Origin of the sequence: Synechococcus sp. PROS-9-1, assembly GCF_014279775.1 — a bacterium.
Classification (GTDB): domain Bacteria; phylum Cyanobacteriota; class Cyanobacteriia; order PCC-6307; family Cyanobiaceae; genus Synechococcus_C.
Map to the genome: position 1 here is coordinate 894190 of NZ_CP047961.1, position 16694 is coordinate 910883.

General features: G+C 51.1%; 22 protein-coding genes. 9 read left to right on the forward strand and 13 right to left on the reverse strand.

The genetic code is table 11. The features are described 5' to 3' along the window. The first annotated feature begins 73 nt into the window (after positions 1-73). Positions 74-346, forward strand: a complete 273-nt coding sequence (locus SynPROS91_RS04740) for a DUF6761 family protein (protein WP_186518835.1) — start codon at positions 74-76, stop codon at positions 344-346. Between the two features lie 37 nt (positions 347-383). Here SynPROS91_RS04740 and grxD read toward each other — a convergent pair whose 3' ends face one another. The 4 genes from grxD to SynPROS91_RS04760 form a co-directional block, all read right to left on the reverse strand. Then, positions 384-707 carry a Grx4 family monothiol glutaredoxin gene (gene grxD, locus SynPROS91_RS04745; protein ID WP_186518837.1) on the reverse strand — a complete coding sequence of 108 codons (324 nt, stop codon included), beginning with the start codon at positions 705-707 and terminating at the stop codon, positions 384-386. Between the two features lie 45 nt (positions 708-752). Continuing rightward, positions 753-986 carry a BolA family protein gene (locus tag SynPROS91_RS04750; protein ID WP_186518839.1) on the reverse strand — a complete coding sequence of 78 codons (234 nt, stop codon included), beginning with the start codon at positions 984-986 and terminating at the stop codon, positions 753-755. A gap of 68 nt (positions 987-1054) precedes the next feature. Next, on the reverse strand, positions 1055-1594 hold the full coding sequence (locus SynPROS91_RS04755; protein WP_186518840.1) for a hypothetical protein: 540 nt from the start codon (positions 1592-1594) through the stop codon (positions 1055-1057). A 26-nt stretch (positions 1595-1620) separates the two neighbouring features. Then, positions 1621-2274 (reverse strand): 1-acyl-sn-glycerol-3-phosphate acyltransferase, encoded by a 654-nt coding sequence (locus SynPROS91_RS04760; protein ID WP_255439941.1) that lies wholly within the window; start codon positions 2272-2274, stop codon positions 1621-1623. A gap of 178 nt (positions 2275-2452) precedes the next feature. Between SynPROS91_RS04760 and SynPROS91_RS04765 the strand changes: the two genes are divergently transcribed. The 3 genes from SynPROS91_RS04765 (at position 2453) to SynPROS91_RS04780 (ending at position 4495) form a co-directional block, all read left to right on the forward strand. Next, entirely contained in the window at positions 2453-3202 is a 750-nt protein-coding gene (locus tag SynPROS91_RS04765) for a pyridoxine 5'-phosphate synthase (protein WP_186518842.1), read from the forward strand. Then, the gene (locus SynPROS91_RS04770; RefSeq protein WP_186518844.1) at positions 3199-3519 is read left to right on the forward strand and encodes an MgPME-cyclase complex family protein; all 321 of its coding nucleotides are present in this window, start codon (positions 3199-3201) and stop codon (positions 3517-3519) included. The genes SynPROS91_RS04765 and SynPROS91_RS04770 overlap by 4 nt, the downstream gene beginning before the upstream one ends. Before the next feature lie 769 nt (positions 3520-4288). Further along, positions 4289-4495 (forward strand): hypothetical protein, encoded by a 207-nt coding sequence (locus SynPROS91_RS04780; RefSeq protein ID WP_186518848.1) that lies wholly within the window; start codon positions 4289-4291, stop codon positions 4493-4495. A 398-nt stretch (positions 4496-4893) separates the two neighbouring features. On the opposite strand, the gene SynPROS91_RS04785 is transcribed toward SynPROS91_RS04780, so the two are convergent. After that, complete coding sequence (locus SynPROS91_RS04785) at positions 4894-5085, reverse strand: hypothetical protein (RefSeq protein ID WP_186518850.1); 192 nt, start codon at positions 5083-5085, stop codon at positions 4894-4896. A 28-nt stretch (positions 5086-5113) separates the two neighbouring features. Here SynPROS91_RS04785 and SynPROS91_RS04790 point away from each other — a divergent pair, with 28 nt between their 5' ends. Then, positions 5114-5509: a phosphoribosyltransferase gene (locus tag SynPROS91_RS04790; RefSeq protein ID WP_186518852.1), complete on the forward strand. Its 396-nt coding sequence runs from the start codon at positions 5114-5116 to the stop codon at positions 5507-5509. 9 nt (positions 5510-5518) lie between these two features. Beyond that, complete coding sequence (locus tag SynPROS91_RS04795) at positions 5519-5983, forward strand: nucleoside 2-deoxyribosyltransferase (RefSeq protein WP_186518854.1); 465 nt, start codon at positions 5519-5521, stop codon at positions 5981-5983. Between the two features lie 16 nt (positions 5984-5999). Here the strand turns inward: SynPROS91_RS04795 and SynPROS91_RS04800 are convergent, their stop codons facing one another. The 3 genes from SynPROS91_RS04800 to SynPROS91_RS04810 all read right to left on the reverse strand — a co-directional run bounded on the left by SynPROS91_RS04800 (position 6000) and on the right by SynPROS91_RS04810 (position 7245). After that, a complete protein-coding gene (locus SynPROS91_RS04800; RefSeq protein ID WP_186518856.1) occupies positions 6000-6626 on the reverse strand; it encodes a DUF3598 family protein in 627 nt (208 codons plus the stop codon). Positions 6627-6707: 81 nt separating this feature from the next. Then, positions 6708-7073, reverse strand: coding sequence for a glutathione S-transferase N-terminal domain-containing protein (locus SynPROS91_RS12360; protein WP_370586794.1), 366 nt, complete (start codon positions 7071-7073; stop codon positions 6708-6710). Further along, positions 7033-7245 (reverse strand): hypothetical protein, encoded by a 213-nt coding sequence (locus SynPROS91_RS04810; RefSeq protein WP_186519477.1) that lies wholly within the window; start codon positions 7243-7245, stop codon positions 7033-7035. Before SynPROS91_RS04810 ends, SynPROS91_RS12360 begins: the two co-directional genes overlap by 41 nt. A 129-nt stretch (positions 7246-7374) precedes the next feature. Between SynPROS91_RS04810 and SynPROS91_RS04815 the strand changes: the two genes are divergently transcribed. Next, positions 7375-7821 (forward strand): Fur family transcriptional regulator, encoded by a 447-nt coding sequence (locus SynPROS91_RS04815; protein ID WP_186518858.1) that lies wholly within the window; start codon positions 7375-7377, stop codon positions 7819-7821. 3 nt (positions 7822-7824) lie between these two features. Here the strand turns inward: SynPROS91_RS04815 and SynPROS91_RS04820 are convergent, their stop codons facing one another. Continuing rightward, positions 7825-8295, reverse strand: a complete 471-nt coding sequence (locus tag SynPROS91_RS04820) for a hypothetical protein (RefSeq protein WP_186518860.1) — start codon at positions 8293-8295, stop codon at positions 7825-7827. Positions 8296-8350: 55 nt separating this feature from the next. Here SynPROS91_RS04820 and SynPROS91_RS04825 point away from each other — a divergent pair, with 55 nt between their 5' ends. Continuing rightward, on the forward strand, positions 8351-8614 hold the full coding sequence (locus SynPROS91_RS04825) for a cell division protein SepF (protein WP_255439985.1): 264 nt from the start codon (positions 8351-8353) through the stop codon (positions 8612-8614). On the opposite strand, the gene arsS is transcribed toward SynPROS91_RS04825, so the two are convergent. Both arsS and stpA read right to left on the reverse strand, forming a co-directional pair. Beyond that, the gene (gene arsS / locus SynPROS91_RS04830) at positions 8607-9578 is read right to left on the reverse strand and encodes an arsenosugar biosynthesis radical SAM (seleno)protein ArsS (RefSeq protein ID WP_186518864.1); all 972 of its coding nucleotides are present in this window, start codon (positions 9576-9578) and stop codon (positions 8607-8609) included. The genes SynPROS91_RS04825 and arsS overlap by 8 nt on opposite strands. Before the next feature lie 156 nt (positions 9579-9734). Continuing rightward, complete coding sequence (stpA, locus tag SynPROS91_RS04835; RefSeq protein ID WP_186518866.1) at positions 9735-10928, reverse strand: glucosylglycerol 3-phosphatase; 1194 nt, start codon at positions 10926-10928, stop codon at positions 9735-9737. Between the two features lie 396 nt (positions 10929-11324). Here stpA and SynPROS91_RS04840 point away from each other — a divergent pair, with 396 nt between their 5' ends. Continuing rightward, positions 11325-12854 (forward strand): hypothetical protein, encoded by a 1530-nt coding sequence (locus SynPROS91_RS04840; protein ID WP_186519479.1) that lies wholly within the window; start codon positions 11325-11327, stop codon positions 12852-12854. On the opposite strand, the gene SynPROS91_RS04845 is transcribed toward SynPROS91_RS04840, so the two are convergent. Both SynPROS91_RS04845 and SynPROS91_RS04850 read right to left on the reverse strand, forming a co-directional pair. Further along, positions 12851-15502 carry an AAA family ATPase gene (locus SynPROS91_RS04845; RefSeq protein WP_186518868.1) on the reverse strand — a complete coding sequence of 884 codons (2652 nt, stop codon included), beginning with the start codon at positions 15500-15502 and terminating at the stop codon, positions 12851-12853. The two genes, SynPROS91_RS04840 and SynPROS91_RS04845, sit on opposite strands and share 4 nt — an antisense overlap. After that, the gene (locus SynPROS91_RS04850; RefSeq protein ID WP_186518871.1) at positions 15493-16686 is read right to left on the reverse strand and encodes a DNA repair exonuclease; all 1194 of its coding nucleotides are present in this window, start codon (positions 16684-16686) and stop codon (positions 15493-15495) included. The genes SynPROS91_RS04845 and SynPROS91_RS04850 overlap by 10 nt, the downstream gene beginning before the upstream one ends. Positions 16687-16694: the final 8 nt, after the last annotated feature.

The following is a 16694-nucleotide window of genomic DNA, read 5'->3' on the forward strand; positions in this document are numbered from 1 at the left end:
GCAGGGAAAACCGCGCTTACGCTAGTACCTATACACAGATTGCTGGTAGCAGAGGCTGCAGCTCACACTAAAGATGACATCCCTTCAGCATCCTGAAGCCATTCGACACTTCCAGTCGCTGTGCGATGCCTGTCAGGAGCTGACCACCAGATATCACAGCCCGTCTGAGCTGAGGTTGTATGCCGATGGATATTTGCATGCGCTGAGACGCAGTCGTGCACTGGAAACACGCGAAATGGCTCGCCTCGAGTCGCTTGTTGAACGATGGATCATGGACCCATCAAGCTTTATTGGCCCCGATGGGGACGTCAGCACGCTGTACAGCCATCCCCATCGTGATTGGTAAGGGTCAAATCTCTTGGGTCAGTTCTCAACGCTCAGTTTTAGCTGGCGAGCTCAACCTCTAATTTCTCCTTTAATTCTCCGTTGTTATACATCTCGATCAAGATGTCGGATCCACCCATAAATTCCCCTTTGAGGTAAACCTGGGGAATGGTTGGCCATTCTGAGTAATCCTTGATGCCCTGCCGGATTTCCATGTCAGACAACACATCAAAGGTCTCAAAACTCATGCCGAGGGCATTGAGGATTTGGACGACATTGTTTGAAAAGCCGCATTGAGGCATTAATTTCGTGCCCTTCATGAACACAAAAATAGGACTGGACTGGATCAGCGTTTGAATGCGCTCTTTCGTTTGGGAATCCATGGATTAAAGATGGCGTAAAAGGATAAGGACGTAACGAGCGGATGTTTAGCCAGGCGTGGAAGTGGTGAGTGCTAAAGCATGAATTGCCTCACTCGCAAGATCTTCACGCAAAGCGCCATAGACCAATTGGTGCTGTTTGATTCGGGTGAGACCCTCGAATTTTGCAGATACCACCGTCACCTGAAGATGATCTCCACCTCCTGTGAGGTCTTCCACTGACACCTGAGCATCTGGAAGAGCTCGGCGAATCGCCGAACTCACCGCATCTGACTGAACCATGCAACGCGGGATTGAACTGAGCTGATGCTGGCAGATCAACGTCGTGAATGACTCCTGTGGATCACTTCTTATTTCGCTGATTTCGCTCCAGCGAACGGAGTCTCAACAAACCCCAGCTCAATCAAGCTTTGATAAGCCTTCTGACCTTCGCTGCTGGCCGGAGTCATCAGACGGACGACTTCAACGAGAACTGGTACCGCAACTTCTGGTTGATTTTGCCGTCTAAACAAAGCGGCCAAACGCAAATTGGCTTGTGCCAAAAGGGAGAGAGCTTCGCGGCCTTTGGAATCCATCTCTCTTGGAATTCGAGCATCCAGACCTCTGAAAGCACCGCTCAGATCTCTGTAGAAAGCTAGAAGCTGCTTTGCAGCAGTCCGGGCATTGTCGTAATCGGTCTTGGCTTGATCAAGATTTCCTGAGGCCACTGCTGCATCACCGCGGTTAAGCAGGGTGCGGACAGCAGCAACATTGAAACCAGCACCACTTGACGCCAGAACTTTGCTCACAGATGGGTTGGTTCCATCTGAAGACTGAGCCAACACCTGCACGGGGGCAGCAGCCAAGCCAGCCAAAAGGGCTAAGGCGGTGATGGTGAGACGGGAACGCATGAACTGAGCAGGACAGTGGGCGGACTTTAGTGGGTTCTTAGTGGTCGGCCCACCGCCTGTCGGGCCGCTTGTTCAGCCGTATGCATCCGATCTGATAATTGCTGAGTCAAATGAGCTGCAGCTTGCCTACCCGTTCCATCGGCTAGGAGGGGAGCCTCGAAGCAGATTGCAGCACTACCAGAGGCTGAGGGACTGGCCTCGCTGTAGGCGATCCCTACGGGAACAACGCTGACAGGAATTCCATTGGAGTTGGACAGTTGGGCAAGTCGAACGAGTCCTTGTCTCAATCGAATCGGTTCGTCGGTGCGGTTGATGCGCCCCTCGGGAAACACCACAACTTGCTGACCAGCCGCTAATAGATCGATGGCATAGCGAAGCGACGTGAGGGTTGGACGTCCCTGGTCCACGGGAAAGCAGCCGAGTCGATAGAGAAACCAGCCCTGAACACCTTTCATTTCGCTCCTCGTCACCATGAAGCGGCAATCACGGCCGGTGATGCGTCGACCCGTTGCCATAGGCAAGATCAGGGCATCCCAGCGGGCTCGATGGGTCGGGGCCAAAAGCACAGGCCCTTCCTTGGGGAGATGATGGGCCCCGAGCACATGACGCTCTCGGAAATACCAAGGCAATGCCAAGTCTTGCGTGAACAACATCGCAAGCGAAGACCAGAAGGGGTTCATCGCTGAACCCAAAACTTCACCTCTAGTTTTCGGAGCAATGCCCACGGCTTAATACCGCTGTCCTACAGGCTCGGAATTTAGGTTGTCCCTGTCTCCGTATCGCTCAAGCTTGGGCAGTTAGAACGGCGTCTCGCTTGCAGACCACCCGCGCATAAAATTGGATCTTTGGACGAGGGTTGTGGCCAGTCTCGGGGTCAACATTGATCACATTGCCAATGTTCGGCAAGCCAGGCGCACGGTCGAACCTGATCCTGTGCCAATGGCTTTGATGGCTGAGTTGGGTGGAGCTGATGGGATCACGATTCACCTCAGGGAAGATCGCCGTCACATCCAAGATCGCGATCTAACGCTTTTACGGCAAACGGTGCGGACTCGTTTGAATTTAGAAATGGCAGCAACCACGGAGATGGTGGACATTGCGCTGCGAGAGCAACCAGACATGGTCACCTTGGTGCCAGAACGAAGAGAGGAAGTCACAACGGAGGGAGGCTTAGACGTCCGTAGTCAGTGCACAAGCTTGTCTTCCGTGATCGATACCCTTCAGAGCAACGACATTCCTGTGAGTTTGTTCGTGGATCCAGATCGAAACCAGCTGGAAGCCTGTCAGCAAAGCGGAGCCCGTTGGGTTGAACTCCATACCGGACGCTATGCGCAGGCCAGCTGGAGGGAACAACCGATGACCTTGGCACGTCTCATCGAGGCCACGGAACAAGCGCGGTCGATGGGATTGCGGGTCAATGCAGGCCACGGCTTGACCTACCAAAATGTGGAGCCCATTGCTGCAATTCCAGGAATGGAAGAGCTCAACATCGGGCATACGATTGTGGCCCGCGCTCTCTCTGTGGGCTTACAAGAAGCGGTGAGAGAGATGAAGCGCCTGGTTCAGAATCCCAGACGTGACCCCTTGTTCGGAAGCAGTAGCTCATGACCACACATCATTTTGTTGCAGCCAGTGCTCGCTTCTTGACAGAAGAAGAACCGTTGGAAGAAGTGCTCAAGGAAAGACGCAGGCATTACGGCGAACAAGGCAAGGAGATTGATTTCTGGCTTGTTCTCAATCCAAGTTTTCTGAATGCACCTGAAATGTCTGAGATCAAAGCGAAGGTGCCACAACCTTCGGCAGCAGTGGTTTCCACAGACTCCACCTTCATTACATTTATGAAGTTGCGTCTCGAATATGTCCTTGAGGGGCAATTCGATGCTCCTACTGATTCCATCCCAAACCCTCTAGCGGAAGCAGACTGAAGGATCTGGATTGAGCCTGAATCAGAGTGTGATAGTGAAGCAAAATTTCCCCAACTATACAGCTGAGATTTGCTACAAATAAAGACCCAAATACCGAGGGAAAATAGTTTACTTTTGAATAGTAAATTCAAAAGTAATTGTAGTTAGGTTGTTGCAATTATTGGAAGAGTTCCAAAGTTTTCTTTCGGCTTGATTGGTCAGGTTATTCCCATTGATTTCAACATTGTTGGTGTCTCAGTCGCTCGATAATTGTTCGTAGATTTAGGTGTGTGGCATTGGTGATTGAGTCAAAATTTGCGAAAATTGCTAAATGTGCACTATAGGGATCAATTTAGTTTGATGAGCTGGTGAAATAGTGTTTGAATGTATTTTGCAAAGTTCATTTTTTGAGATTTTTTATCGCTGATGGTGATCCGACTTCCTTTGCTAGCAGCTGTCTCCGCCTTTGTTTTGGCTCTTGGCTTGTTAGCAGGATCCAATGCTCAGCAGGAACTCTTGAAGCGGCAGGTCTGTTGTGAAGGCTGTCTAGTTAATATCAAGGATTGTAAGTTTTAAGTCCATTGTTCTGTGCTTAATCTTTGCGATCAAGAATGGGAAGCCGTTAAACATTACTTGCAAGCCTTCTTAAGCACATCAGGTTTTTTTGTTGTATAGCATTGAGAGATTGTAAGTCCAGATGCTGATGCGAATGGAATGAGGGATAGCGATAAACTCCAGCGAGCCGGACAGTCGCGATGCGTAATAATGAGGAAGGTATAGGGATCGTTTGATGGAGTTTAGTCGAAGGGACATTATTCAAGCGCTATGCAATGAATACAATCATTTGTTTAAAGATGCTTATGATCCTGGGATCGATTTGTCGTTTGAAGAGTATCAATCAGCTATGGAAGCAAAAACCCTTGAAGAGCTGATCAAGGAAACCTCAACAGACAGTGAGTTTTACACCCTCGATGACTTTATGAAGCGTTATGGGTGATCCAGGCATCTCATTGGCTTGGCCTGTATCTGTGAGCGCTCGTTCCTTTGCAGTTTCAACAGATTGATCTCCCCTTAGTGCTTTTCGGTCGGTCGATGAGATGGGTATCCCCCTGTTGATGACTTCTCCTGTGCTGTCGCTGTCTTTTGCACGATGAGCTCCAGCGCCCTTGATCTGGAAGACAGCACAGATGCTGGCACCATGCTTGAAAGTTGTTAGTACTAAATAGGTTGCAGCATCCATTGATGCAGATCAGTATCGCCTCAGCACAGCCCATTGGTACCTTGATTCGCGAAGGCGAGCACATGCCCTTTAAGGCCTCTGCGTGCCCAATTCGGGCACTGGATTATGACGAATCCCAGATGAGGGATGACGACGTGATTAGGCATCAACAGCGTTCAGAAGTGGAATTTGACTGCTGAATCTTGATATTGGCTGGCGTTGATGGGGAAATAATCGTTTCTTTCCCACTCATCTTTTCTGAGTTTGATCTCCGCATTTTGTATTTTATCTTTCCCATTCGTTTTTTCTAAAACATTGCTGCCTGATGCCAGAAGCCTCCTGTTTAGATGACTAATAGAGGCATACATTCTAAACTTTAATGCAGCCTGCGATTTGATGCATCAACTCACTTGGAGCCAATTTGATTGGGCGGTTGAGGCAATCACTGCTCGCTATGCCTCTCATTCATTCACAGGTGTTTATGGAGTTCCCCGTGGTGGTGTTTGCTTAGCAGTGGCCTTGAGTCACTCGCTCGACCTTCTTTGGCTCACAGAGCCAAAGCAAGGCTGTCTCGTTGTGGATGATGTGTATGAAACGGGCCAGACTTTGGGCTCGATCCGTGAACAGGTTGATGCCACTTTTGTAGTTTGGATGAGCAAGCTGCCTCCGGAATGGTGGATTGCTGCAACAACGATCTCACCCGATGAATGGTTGGTCTTCCCTTGGGAAAATGTAGACCTTGCAGTAGAGGATGAAGCTCGCTATCGGGCCTCTAGATCCATGACTCTCTGAGACTCTTTCATGATATCGAAAACGATTTATCTTGCTTCTCCGTATGGGTTCTCCGCCCAGTGCAAACGTCTTTTGCTTCCTGAGTTTGTTGCTGCCCTGTCCCATCTAGGACTTACGGTCTGGGAACCATTTGAGCGCAATGGGAATGTCGATACCACCAAGCCTGGATGGGCGTATCGGGTGGCCCAGCAATGCATGCAGGATGTCCGTCACGCTGACGGAGTTTTTGCCATCGTGAATGGAACTCCTCCAGATGAAGGGGTGATGGTGGAGGTTGGAGCTGCTTATGCACTAAATAAGCCTGTTTTCCTGTTCCGTGACGACTTTCGCCGTTGTACGGACTCTGATCAATACCCTCTCAACTTGATGCTGTTCGCTGGGTTGCCTGAGTCAAACTGGGAGGAGATGGTGTACAACTCAATCGATTCGATTAGAGATCAAGGCAGTGCCATAGGGCAATGGGCTCAATCATGATCCTTGTTGTGTTGGATCAATCTGGTTGATCAATCCAACTGAGTGCTAATGGGGTAAGGGCACCTGCTGCGTTGTACTGACGCAGAATTTGATGTGTGATCCCATTGTGATCGCGCCAGCGAATGCCACAGCCTGTGATGTCTCCCTGTTGGCGATCTCTCGGATCAATGAATAGCTCAACGCCTGGTTCTGGTTGCCAAATGAGAAGCGATCCAAAGGATGTTGATTGGCAGTGCAGTGGTTGTAATGGGCTTGCTGGCCCGAGGCCTTGTTTTGCTTCTACGACATAAATGACTTGATCCAGTCCGCTTACGCCATGGCGAACGATCATGCGTCGTCGTTGTTGTTGATTAACGACGCAGAGCTCTGCAACCCAGCTCCATGGTGTAATGAAATCTGGACCTGTTGACCAGTCGCCTGTCTGTGTGACTTGCATGGTTGTAGGTAATGACCTGAAATTCATCGACTGCTGACGGCCACTCTCTGTGTAGGTCAAACTTGTCTGAATGACGCCCTCTGTTTCCTTCACTTCAAGGGACGTAGAAAAGCGTTCCTGTTCTTTAGCAGCGTGATCCAGCCTGATAAAACATCCCTGCCAATGGCCAGTGTTATGCAAGAGCAAGGTGCTTCGAAGGTCATTCATGGGCGGTAAAAAGTTGTGTTGATATCCAGTATCAATGAAGATTCCTGTGATGTGTTTTGGGATTCATCCTTGACGTGTCTATTAGGAGAGTCCCATGACTTCACCTCCATGATGCTCTGCTAAGTGCAACAGAATAGAGCCTGATTCAAATAAAATGAGCGGTTGGCCGTTCTTATCGAGAATGAAATCATCCCTTATTGCTGGAAGCTTACCGAAAGGATTAATAGAGAGAAAGTCATCTTTTAGATGCTGTCCGTTAGCTAAAGAGAGTTCTACAAGTTCGTAGGGAAATTTTGTCGCTAGGACTATGACCGTGATCGAAAGCGGCTTTCTGTGGCAACGGTTCCTTCGCCCTCGTCTGATGTGTCTGGATTGGTTCAGCGTTGGTAGATCGATTAGCGATTCCTCAGCCGATTGTGTTTGTGAGCCTGAGCGTCCCCCACAGATCGAACACGCAAAAGATCACACCGATCACGATTAAGTCCCAGGCTCGATGACGGATGGCCCAGGGAGCAAGAAAAATCTCCGCTATCCCATGAAGGGCTGTTCCAAGCGCTACGTACTCGAGCACGAGCAATCCGTGCGCCAGCAGAAACAACCCGCTTGCAGCGAAGCGCATCAACACTCGCCAGGAGGTAGACACAGCGTTTGAATAACAGATTCAAACCTTACCGGTCTTTATTCCAGTCATGTTCTCCTCTCGCATTAATGGGTACTGTTGAGAAGAGTTGTTCCGGTGCAGACGCCAATGGCCTCGTTGCCAGTTCCGGTTGAAGGGCCTCTTGAGCGTGGGTTGCATCAGGGTGGCAGGCGTTTAACGCCACAGCGGCGCCTGATTCTCGATCTTTTCGAACAAATTGGCGGAGGCACTCACCTCAGCGCTGAGGATGTCCACCGCTTGTTGGTGGATTCCAAGGCGCGAGTCTCCTTGGCGACGATCTATCGGACCTTGAGACTCTTGGTTGAAATGGGGTTTCTTCAAGAGCTTGAACTCAGTGATGGGGGTCGTCGTTTTGAGCTTTCAAGCGGTGATCATGGCGATCATCATCATTTGATTTGCGTTCGCTGCGGTCGCACCGAAGAATTTGAGAGCACCCCGGTTCTTGAGGCTGGCCGCGAGGCAGCCAAGCGTTTCAACTTTGAACTGATCGAATCGAGTTTGACCGTTCGAGCTGTTTGTCCTAACTGCCTTTGACCATTAATCGCTTGTTGGATGCTCTGAGCAGGGCATCCAGAAGTCACCCATCGCGTGGGCTCCTTTGCAGCCTTGAGCCGCGGCTTGGGCTTCTGCTTCGGCCCGGGTGGGGTAAGCCATGAACCTTGGGTCATCACCTTCCTGATGCTGGTTTGTCTGGCCATGGTTATGACCGCTGTGCTCCGTTGCGCTCTTGCCTAATTGCACGAGGCCCATGCTCATCGGTCCTGCTGTCCATACGCCCATGGTGTTAACCCCGATCGCCAACAGTCCCATCCCTACGACCGACAGGTTGATCACGCCCATTGCAACGACACCGATCGAGACCACTCCCATCGGAACAACCCCGATACAAATCACCCCCATTGGCACAACTCCGATGGAGACCGTTCCCAGCGGAGCAATTCCGATTGCGAATTTCTTTGGCTTCGTGCCGCAGTGTCCCCCGTTGGTCTTTGGGTCTGAATCAATCATTGATTAATTATTACTGCTCTTGTGGCAAGCAGAAGGTTCCGTCAATCTGGTGAGTATGGACCTTTCTGGCGTTTCAGGCTTTCACGAAATAATCGTTCTCACACCCCGCGGATTCGAGGAGGGGTTGGACGCTGTCATGGCCGTACGGGAACAACGCACAGTTCTGCTCAACCTTTCAGAGATGGAGGCGAAACTTGCTCAGCGCACCGCTGACTTCGTTTCAGGTGGTGTCTACGCCTTAAATGGTCAAGAGCGTCGCGTGGGAGAGCGGGTGTTGTTATTCGCGCCGGGCTCTGTTGATATTGATCAGCTCAGTTGAGCGCTCCACCACAGCTTGAGCCTCCTCCAGCAGTGCATCCGAAACAGTGAGCGGCAACAGCAATCGGTTGATTGTTGATGGTTCCATTTTGTTGAAGAAGCTCATCCAAGCTCTTTGGCCTAGAACGCACAGGAATGCCTAACTGCTGATTAAAGTCGCAGTCGAATAGGGCTCCGGTCCAGCTAACACTGATCAAACTTCTGCACATCACTGAGTTGAGGTTGGTGTCACGATGAGCTTGATGAAGCAAGGAGTAATAAGTCTCTAGCTCGCCCCGGGCTTTCAATGTTTGCGCAAATCTCTGGATCGGCATGTTTGTGATTGTTAATAACCTGCTGAAATGTATGCCATGGTTCTGCAATAACTTTTTGCGATATAGGAGTTCTAGTTCGCCTTGCGCTGGTGGTAGTTGTGCGCCTGAAGGATTGAACACTAAATCCAGTTCAAGCTTGCTATTAGGAAGTCCGTAACCCAGTGCGTTTAAGCTTTTTAGTCCAGAAATGCTGCGCTGAAAAACACCCATTCCTCGTTGATTGTTCACTCGCTCCTCTTCAAAACAAGGCAGAGAGGCAACCACTTTCACACCTTCATCGGCTAAAAATGCAGCCAAGTCTTCTTGGCCAGGTTCTTGCAGGATTGTGAGATTGCAGCGATCAATCACTTGTACGCCAAGGCCTCGTGCATCGTGTACAAGGGATCGGAATTGGGGATGTAGTTCTGGAGCACCTCCGGTTAAGTCAAGGCAGTTGAGTTTCAGGTGTTGGAGAACCTTGGGAATCAGATTGATCTGCTCTTCTTCCATCATTTCCGTCCGCCACGGTCCTGCATTCACATGACAATGGCTGCAGCTTTGATTGCAGCGGTAACCGAGATTGACTTGAAGGGTTTCAAGTTCGCCACGATTCAGGGCAGGGAATCGCTTCGCGCTTTGTTGTTGTTCAGTCGCTGGAGAGATTGAGGTCAATGTGAAGGGCGTAGAAGAGTGCTTGCTAGTACTTATGAGATCAAAACTAAAATTCCATCTTTGGATACCAGGGTCTTTGGTGTGCAACAAGGCTCATCGTGCGATGCGATTTGACCCCGTGGTCGGAATGACTTTGCCCCGTGAGCTTTCAATTGATTAATGAGGCAATGTTTTAAACCATTCCACATACTCTTCTGGACCTCCCTTCACGAGGCAGTCAAAACGCAGTGGGTCGTCTGGATCGCTGATACCTGACAGCTTGCTGTCGCTCAAATTGGGGCGATCGACTTCTCCATGGCTGCTATCAACAAGAACAACACGGGCTGGGCGGTTATAGCTTGCGCCTAGTTGTTGAAGAAGGGTCAGAAATCCTCTGTCACTTCCTCCTCGCAGCCAACCATCACCCAACGGACAGGGCGTGGACGTCACGGTGTCACCAACTCCAACCAGCATGGGAATGGCCTCCCGTTCAATGTGCTGATGACAAAGATCCAGAAGGTCTTGATGGTTATGGGGCGCAGTGCGCACATTGAACGTGTCACCGAGCGGAGCTGTTCCTGTCTTTTGAGCGATGTGACGATTGATGAGCACCAGCAAACCCACTTCTTTAATGGCTCCCTTCAGCATGAATTGGATGTCAGTGGTTCCAACATCCCCAGGTTCTGCCGGTTTGATTCTTTCCTGACCAGAGTCATCATGTCCCAGGTTTGGAGCGACGTGAAGGAAAAATGACGTGGGTAGGCCAGCCGCTCCTGCAGCTGACATCAGGGAATCCATCAAATCTGACAACATCAACTGCAGCTGTTTCTGCCGCGCTATATCACCTTTGATTCTGCTGAACAGACTGTTTAGGTTGATGGTTGGAGAGACCTGGGTATCAAGAATCGCGAGCTTGAGTTCTTCCTCGAGTTCTTGGCCCTGCAACTCTGGCAAGACTTGACTCAGTTTTATGCGCAACAGATCCCCCATCCGTTGAGGCACGGATTCCAGGAAGTTCATTTCCTCATTGCTCACTCCAGGGTGTGAGACGACCCCAAATCGGTCTTGAAATTGAACGCCTCCGGCGGCAAGCCCTGGTAAGTAGAGGCCCTCGCGTTGTGCCTTCTGGTTGTCGCCTAAAGCTTTTTCAACGAGTCGGTTCACACCACGGCGGCCCTCGTGTTCTCCGTTAGTCAGCACGCTGAACCGGTTTTGCATGCCTGCTGCAGCTTCTACATAGTCAGCGCGAAGAGTGCGTGTGAGCGGATCCTTAACGAGGGGCATGCAAACTCCGTCGAGGTCTTGCACGATCAGTAAGTCTGTCTCCGCCCTCATTTCGTCGCGGAGTGCATCAAGGCTTAGTGGTGCCATTGTTGAAACGGTGTCCTTGCAGGAGTTTTGTAGGGGTTCGATAGCGCGATGCGGTGTTCTAGCTCAGATCTCCCACGCGGCTTGGTGGTTTTTAATTCTGTTCCATTGAGGCGACAACTCACGCTGCTCCCATGGCTTTGCGATAAGCAGGACGACGCTCAGCTGTTCGATCGTTGCTTGGATTGATGGATAGGGGTCTAGATCGATGTGGGGAAAAAGCAAAGGCACGAGATCGCTCTAGCTGCAGAGCTAGCGGTGATGTTGGGGCCGGCAGGTTTGAGCCCCAGTCTTTTCCTTCAAACTGCTGAGCTTGCATGGGCCCGTGTAAGTTCTCATCTCGAACATCGCGGCTAGCCAGGCCTTCTTTAGTGTTGGGGTGTGCAAAGTGGTGTGTTGATGGAGATGCTGTTGGATGGCAACTCATTTTTTTCACCGTCTCTTGATCGAGACGCCATCCACCGCCGAATTTTGGAGCTGGAGAAAGGCAAGGTTGGCCTCTACAGCGTGGGGCTCTATCCCGCCTCCCTGGCTTACAACTGCGCCATGCAGAAAACCAGTGAGGGGCACCTTTTGCTTGCTCCTCGCCCTGGCCGGGACTTGCTAGGCGCGTTCCCCGACGATGTGATTCAAGGCATGGACGAAGTCCATGTGGCAACGATTGAGGCAATGGCCACCCACGAGCTTGCTGGCAAGCGTGTGACCAACTCATTAGCCGACCTGCTCATGCGCTGTGAGTTGGTGATCCTCAGTGCTAATAGCAATCACGTGGAGGACGATCTGCGAGAGGCTTGCCGGCTGCGTGCGGAGCTCAGCAGAGAACAGGTGGTAATCGCTTGTCTTGCAGGCTCCTTTGGTCATGACCAAATTGCCAATGAGTCTTATGTGCTTTGCGAAAAAGAGCCCAATTTGGCTTTTTTCTCAGGCTTTCATCGTCATGGAGCCTTGCGAAATCCTCTCGATAGCTTCACAGCTAACTTCTGTCATCCCAATGCATTAACTGCTTTGTTGGGCGCGCGTTTGCTTGATCGTCTGTCTCCGAATATTCAGGTTTCACCGGGTGTTCACAACGTGGAGGGCCAGTACATCAAGGCGGCTAAAAACATGGCGTCTGTGTTTGCAGGCTTTGGCTATTCATTCCATAAGCAAAATCCAGGCGTTTTGCCTACCTTGCTGACACTTCTCTTGGATCAATGCCTTGATCAGGCGGCCACGGTGTCGATGGCACGCCGCGATCGTCAACGGCTTTACAACCGTCAGCCGTTTTCACTCACTGAATTGGGGTATGGAGTCCCGAGAATTGAAGCGGCCCTTGTGCGTGAGGGGGATATGGAGAAGGTTCGGGACCATACCTTTGCCCAGCTCACGGCGATGGTTGCTGATGTTCGAGGCAGCATGATGATGCCCGTTTCGGGTAAGCCAACACGGAATTTTCAGGTTGGTCAGGTGCTTTCAGACCACATGCATCTTGAGCAGCGCTGTCCGGAAAACATGGAGGAATTGGAAGGGTGGTGTGAAGCTGCCGGTCTACGCAAGGGTGGCTTAGAGGGGCTGAAGGCCTTGCGTTATTGGCCGCAAATTGCACGTAAATATTCAATTCCGGTTCATGATGCATCCATGATCAATTTGCTTTATATGGCTATTTATGGGCGACAAGCGACGAAAGATGTTGCTTTTTCAGTCATGACTGATAGCCGGCAATTATCTACTTACTGCCAGGAATCTGTGCGACCCACCCATAGCCGTCGTTACGCCGAGGCTTTACAGAATCTGGACATGCCTGAAGCCATCGATCTCATTGTTAATGCTGTGATTGCAGATAATGCCCGCCGCTTGATTCGAGGCGATTCAGGCCTCGAGGATATGGAAGTTGATAATGATCCTCCTGCTTACCTCCGTGCCATGAATGTGATTGAAAATGCGCTTTAATCAATCATGATTAATTTGTTGGCAACACATTTGTAAGGATCAGGATCACAACTCAGAACAATGACTTGTAGTCCTCTTGAAACGGCTTGTTGCAGCATCTCCAATACTCCCTTGAGGCGTTGAGCATCAGTGTTGGTGAAGGCGTCGTCGAAGACCAGGGGAAGACATCCCCCATGCCGTTCTTTGAGGGTGTCAGCAATGGCGATGCGTAGGGCTGCATTCAGCTGTTCTTTCATTCCACCGCTGAGTTGATCAAAGGAGAATAGAGTGCCCTCGCGTTGTAGCCCTAGTTGCTGCAGGCCATCTTGTGTATCATAACTAAGAGAACAGCTGTCTGCTGGGTTCCTCAATAAGGGTTGAAGGACCTGATTAATGTTGTGTTTCAAGGGGGTGGAATAGCGCTGAGAGAGATCACTTCTAGCTTGTTGAAAGCGTTGAAGTAGATGGCTACGGGCGCGGACCAAGAGTGCTTCTTGCTGCTCAGCTTGTGTTGCTAATTCAAGCTTTGCTGAAGCTTCGGCCACTGCTGAGTGCAGATCACTTTGTCCAAGTGAGTCGCATCGTTCTAGGAGTGCACCACGCTGGATTCCAAGCTCTTGACGTTGCTCGGTGAGCTGATGTTCCAGGCGATCAAGAGTCTCTAATTCTACTTTTGGATCGCCATTGACTTGGGATGAGGTAGATCTCCGAAGGGCCCCAATATGGGCTTTTAAGATCTCCTGCTGAGAACTTGATGTTTCGATTGATTGTGTGAGTTGTTGCTGAGACCCTACCTCTTGTTCAAGCGATTGATGTTGCTTAAAGCATTGCTCTTTCTCTGCTTTAAGCCGCTCATGCTGGAGGCGCTTTTGCTGCCATTGTTTCTGTTGTGTATCGTGCTGAATTTCAAGCTGCCGGACTTGTTTCTGATGGGTTTCGCTCTCGTCTTTCAACGTTCGGTAGCGAATTCGGCATTGTTCCAGTTCTTTCTCATGATCAGAATCTGGTTTCAGATCACTGGATGGAAGGCCTTGATTCAGTGCATCCAACTGGAAGCGCAACTCCTCGAGGTTGGGAGCTTTTTGTCCTGATGGAGGGATGAGTTGTGTGAGTTGGGCTTTTAAGAGCTCTTGTTGTTGGAGGAGAAGCTTGCGTTGTTCGCTGCGTTGTTGAGCTTCCTCAAGGGAGCTTGCTTTCCACAGTTTCAATCCAGCTTTCAAAGCGATTTGAAGGGCCTTTTGTGTGTCCTCGAGTGAGGCGAGTCCTGTACCTTCACCGGGGCTGATCTTTAGGCGTACATGTTCTCCAACATCAATGCGGAAGACACCTGCTTGATCACACGATTCACCTTCATTTAGATGGGACCCCTCAACTGAAACGGTTTGATCTGTAGCTTCCACCAGGACTGTTGAGGCCATGCTTTCGATGCGGATGGCTACGGCCCGAAGCTCCTCTTGAGTTTTCTTGAGTTGCTGCAGCTCTTGGGCGGTACCGCCTTCGATCTTGTTGAATGCCGTGTTGATTTGTTGTTGTTGTTCGGTTAAGCGTTGGCGCTGCTCAACCTGGCGACTAAGTCTTTCTAGGCGCTGCTTCAGTTCATCGCGGTCCTTTCGTTGTCTAAGCAAGAGGCCCTGTTCTTCCAGGGCCTGTCTTTGTTGTTCGAGTTCTGCCGTCCGTTGCTGTGCCTCTTTGATTTGCTGGCTTGCCGCGTTGTAGGTCGTCTCAAATTCTTTGAGTTCTCGCTCCAAGCGGGCCAGGTTGTGCTCACAGGCCGTGCTGTCAGCCAACAGCTTGCGAAGAGTGGCGCAGCTTTTTTCGAGTTGCTGTTGTTGGAGGGTGAGGGGCTTCAATTTTTGAAGCGCTTCTTGCAGCTGAAGCAAACGTTGGCGCTGCCGTCGCAGCTCCGGTAACTTCTCGAGTTCCAGGTTGTGCAGCTTCGCTTCAACCCGATCGAGCTCCTCACAGGACAGCTCAAACCCCCGCAGTTGCTCAAGGCTTTCCGTGTGATGCGCCTTGGCTGTTTTAAGAGCCTCTTGACGCTTCCAAAGTTCGCTTTGCTGACGGACGCCTCGTGTGCTCAAGCTTTCAGACACCAGGCGTTCGAGTTGCGTGTGAACCCTTTGATCCAATGGCGATTGCAATGATTGCTCGGCCTGTTGTTCCAAGCATTCGATCAAGTTGTTGAGGTCGTAGTGCTCATGGCTGAGGCTCAGCAAGTCGCGACCCGATTCACCCTGCTTCACCCAAAGATGGGCCCAGCGGCTGGGCAATGTTTTATTCACCTGCCGGCTGTTGAGAATCTCGTCAACACCGAGCAGGTGGGCTAATTGATCCTCAGCGGCCGATCCAATCAGGGCCACCTGCCCCTTGGCTTGCAATTGGGTGGTGCCACTGGGACCGCTGAAGCGTTTGAGAAGGGTCCAATGCTGTTCGCTTGTTTCAAATTCCAGCTTGATTTGGGGATGGCCGGCATGGAGTTGGGAACGCAGATCCTGCGCTGCTGTCCCACTGGATGCAGCACGCACAAAAAGTGTTCGATGCAGAGCCTCAACCAAGGAACTTTTGCCGCTTTCATTGGCTCCACCAATGACCGTTAGCCCTGGAGCAAAGTCCAGAACTAGGTCTTGATGGCGGCGAACGCTGGCGAACTCACTGCGAATCAGCCGCATGAAGCCTCCTGATCTTCGACGTCTTCCAGCACAATCCTGTGCAGCTCGAGCATCGCTTGTTCGAGCATGGCTCGATCGATGTCGTTGTGTTCAGAGCCTGGAGCGGTGTTGTCATCCAGCTCAGTCGCAAGATCTTTGCTGATGCCCTTGATCAAGGGCGCATCATCGCGTTGCAGAAAGGTTTGAAATTCTCCTGGCTCCGGTCTCCGATGGGGCATCCCGCGGATTCTGAGGTGGAGGAGTTGTTGATCTAAATCTTGCAAGTGCTGTTGCAACTGTTGGTGCCCTTGAAAAGACAGTTGGCCGCTTAGCTCAAGTCTCAAAAGATCTTTGCCCACCTTTCGTCTCACACAGGATTCAATCGTGTCTTTGAGGCGTTGTAGATCAGCCCCACTACTCACCTTGGTTTCGATCCTGTGCCACGACATGGCACCTGTTGCAATCGGAGTGACCTCAGGAGGTTGTTTCCGTTGCACGTCCACCAGAAGAGCTTGTGAGCGTTGATCGTGATCACTTGTGGGGAAACGATCGGGTTCAGGGGTGCCGCAATACCAAGCGCGCGGGTTCAGTTGGGTCAGAGCATGCCAATCGCCCAGAGCGATGTAGTCCACCTCTTCTTCAGGCCATCGATCGTGATGCAATTGGTTGACTTGTCCTTCTGCACCAAAGCCTTGTACAGAGCCATGGGCGAGTACGACCCTGGGCTGATCGTGGGGCAAAGAACTCCAGTTCAGGGATTCCAGCCAATCCGCGGGGCTACGACTATCTCTTTGGCGCAGTAACGGGCAAGGGAGCAGCACCATTCCTGCAATGACCTGAGGCTCTGCTTGAAGCAAGAGCTGCAAATTGGGGCAACGTTCGCGCATCTGACGTTGCACATCCCGGCGTTGCCAGATGCCACCGGCTCCTCCATGGTCATGGTTTCCAGGAATGACCAGCACAGGGCAGCTGATCGAAGCGATTGCTTCCATCACCTCCATCACCACCGCTGGAGCCACCGTGCTCGAGTCGAACAGATCACCGGCCACCATTACGGCATCCACGTTTTGCTCGCTTGCTGTTGCAGCGATACGTGAAACGGCATTGACCCGTTCTTGCTGAAGACGGGCGCGTTTTTGAGGATCCTCAATCCATTGATATGGCTTGCCGATTTGCCAGTCAGCAGTGTGAAGAAAACGTGGCACCGTTGCTG

Coding starts and splice junctions, on each gene's coding strand:
- SynPROS91_RS04740 (WP_186518835.1), top strand. CDS start 74: ATGACATCCCTTCAGCATCCTGAAGCCATTCGACACTTCCAGTCGCTG.
- grxD (WP_186518837.1), bottom strand. CDS start 707: ATGGATTCCCAAACGAAAGAGCGCATTCAAACGCTGATCCAGTCCAGT.
- SynPROS91_RS04750 (WP_186518839.1), bottom strand. CDS start 986: ATGGTTCAGTCAGATGCGGTGAGTTCGGCGATTCGCCGAGCTCTTCCA.
- SynPROS91_RS04755 (WP_186518840.1), bottom strand. CDS start 1,594: ATGCGTTCCCGTCTCACCATCACCGCCTTAGCCCTTTTGGCTGGCTTG.
- SynPROS91_RS04760 (WP_255439941.1), bottom strand. CDS start 2,274: ATGAACCCCTTCTGGTCTTCGCTTGCGATGTTGTTCACGCAAGACTTG.
- SynPROS91_RS04770 (WP_186518844.1), top strand. CDS start 3,199: ATGACCACACATCATTTTGTTGCAGCCAGTGCTCGCTTCTTGACAGAA.
- SynPROS91_RS04780 (WP_186518848.1), top strand. CDS start 4,289: ATGGAGTTTAGTCGAAGGGACATTATTCAAGCGCTATGCAATGAATAC.
- SynPROS91_RS04785 (WP_186518850.1), bottom strand. CDS start 5,085: ATGTATGCCTCTATTAGTCATCTAAACAGGAGGCTTCTGGCATCAGGC.
- SynPROS91_RS04790 (WP_186518852.1), top strand. CDS start 5,114: ATGCATCAACTCACTTGGAGCCAATTTGATTGGGCGGTTGAGGCAATC.
- SynPROS91_RS04795 (WP_186518854.1), top strand. CDS start 5,519: ATGATATCGAAAACGATTTATCTTGCTTCTCCGTATGGGTTCTCCGCC.
- SynPROS91_RS04800 (WP_186518856.1), bottom strand. CDS start 6,626: ATGAATGACCTTCGAAGCACCTTGCTCTTGCATAACACTGGCCATTGG.
- SynPROS91_RS04810 (WP_186519477.1), bottom strand. CDS start 7,245: ATGCGCTTCGCTGCAAGCGGGTTGTTTCTGCTGGCGCACGGATTGCTC.
- SynPROS91_RS04815 (WP_186518858.1), top strand. CDS start 7,375: ATGGCCTCGTTGCCAGTTCCGGTTGAAGGGCCTCTTGAGCGTGGGTTG.
- SynPROS91_RS04820 (WP_186518860.1), bottom strand. CDS start 8,295: ATGATTGATTCAGACCCAAAGACCAACGGGGGACACTGCGGCACGAAG.
- SynPROS91_RS04825 (WP_255439985.1), top strand. CDS start 8,351: ATGGACCTTTCTGGCGTTTCAGGCTTTCACGAAATAATCGTTCTCACA.
- stpA (WP_186518866.1), bottom strand. CDS start 10,928: ATGGCACCACTAAGCCTTGATGCACTCCGCGACGAAATGAGGGCGGAG.
- SynPROS91_RS04840 (WP_186519479.1), top strand. CDS start 11,325: ATGGAGATGCTGTTGGATGGCAACTCATTTTTTTCACCGTCTCTTGAT.
- SynPROS91_RS04845 (WP_186518868.1), bottom strand. CDS start 15,502: ATGCGGCTGATTCGCAGTGAGTTCGCCAGCGTTCGCCGCCATCAAGAC.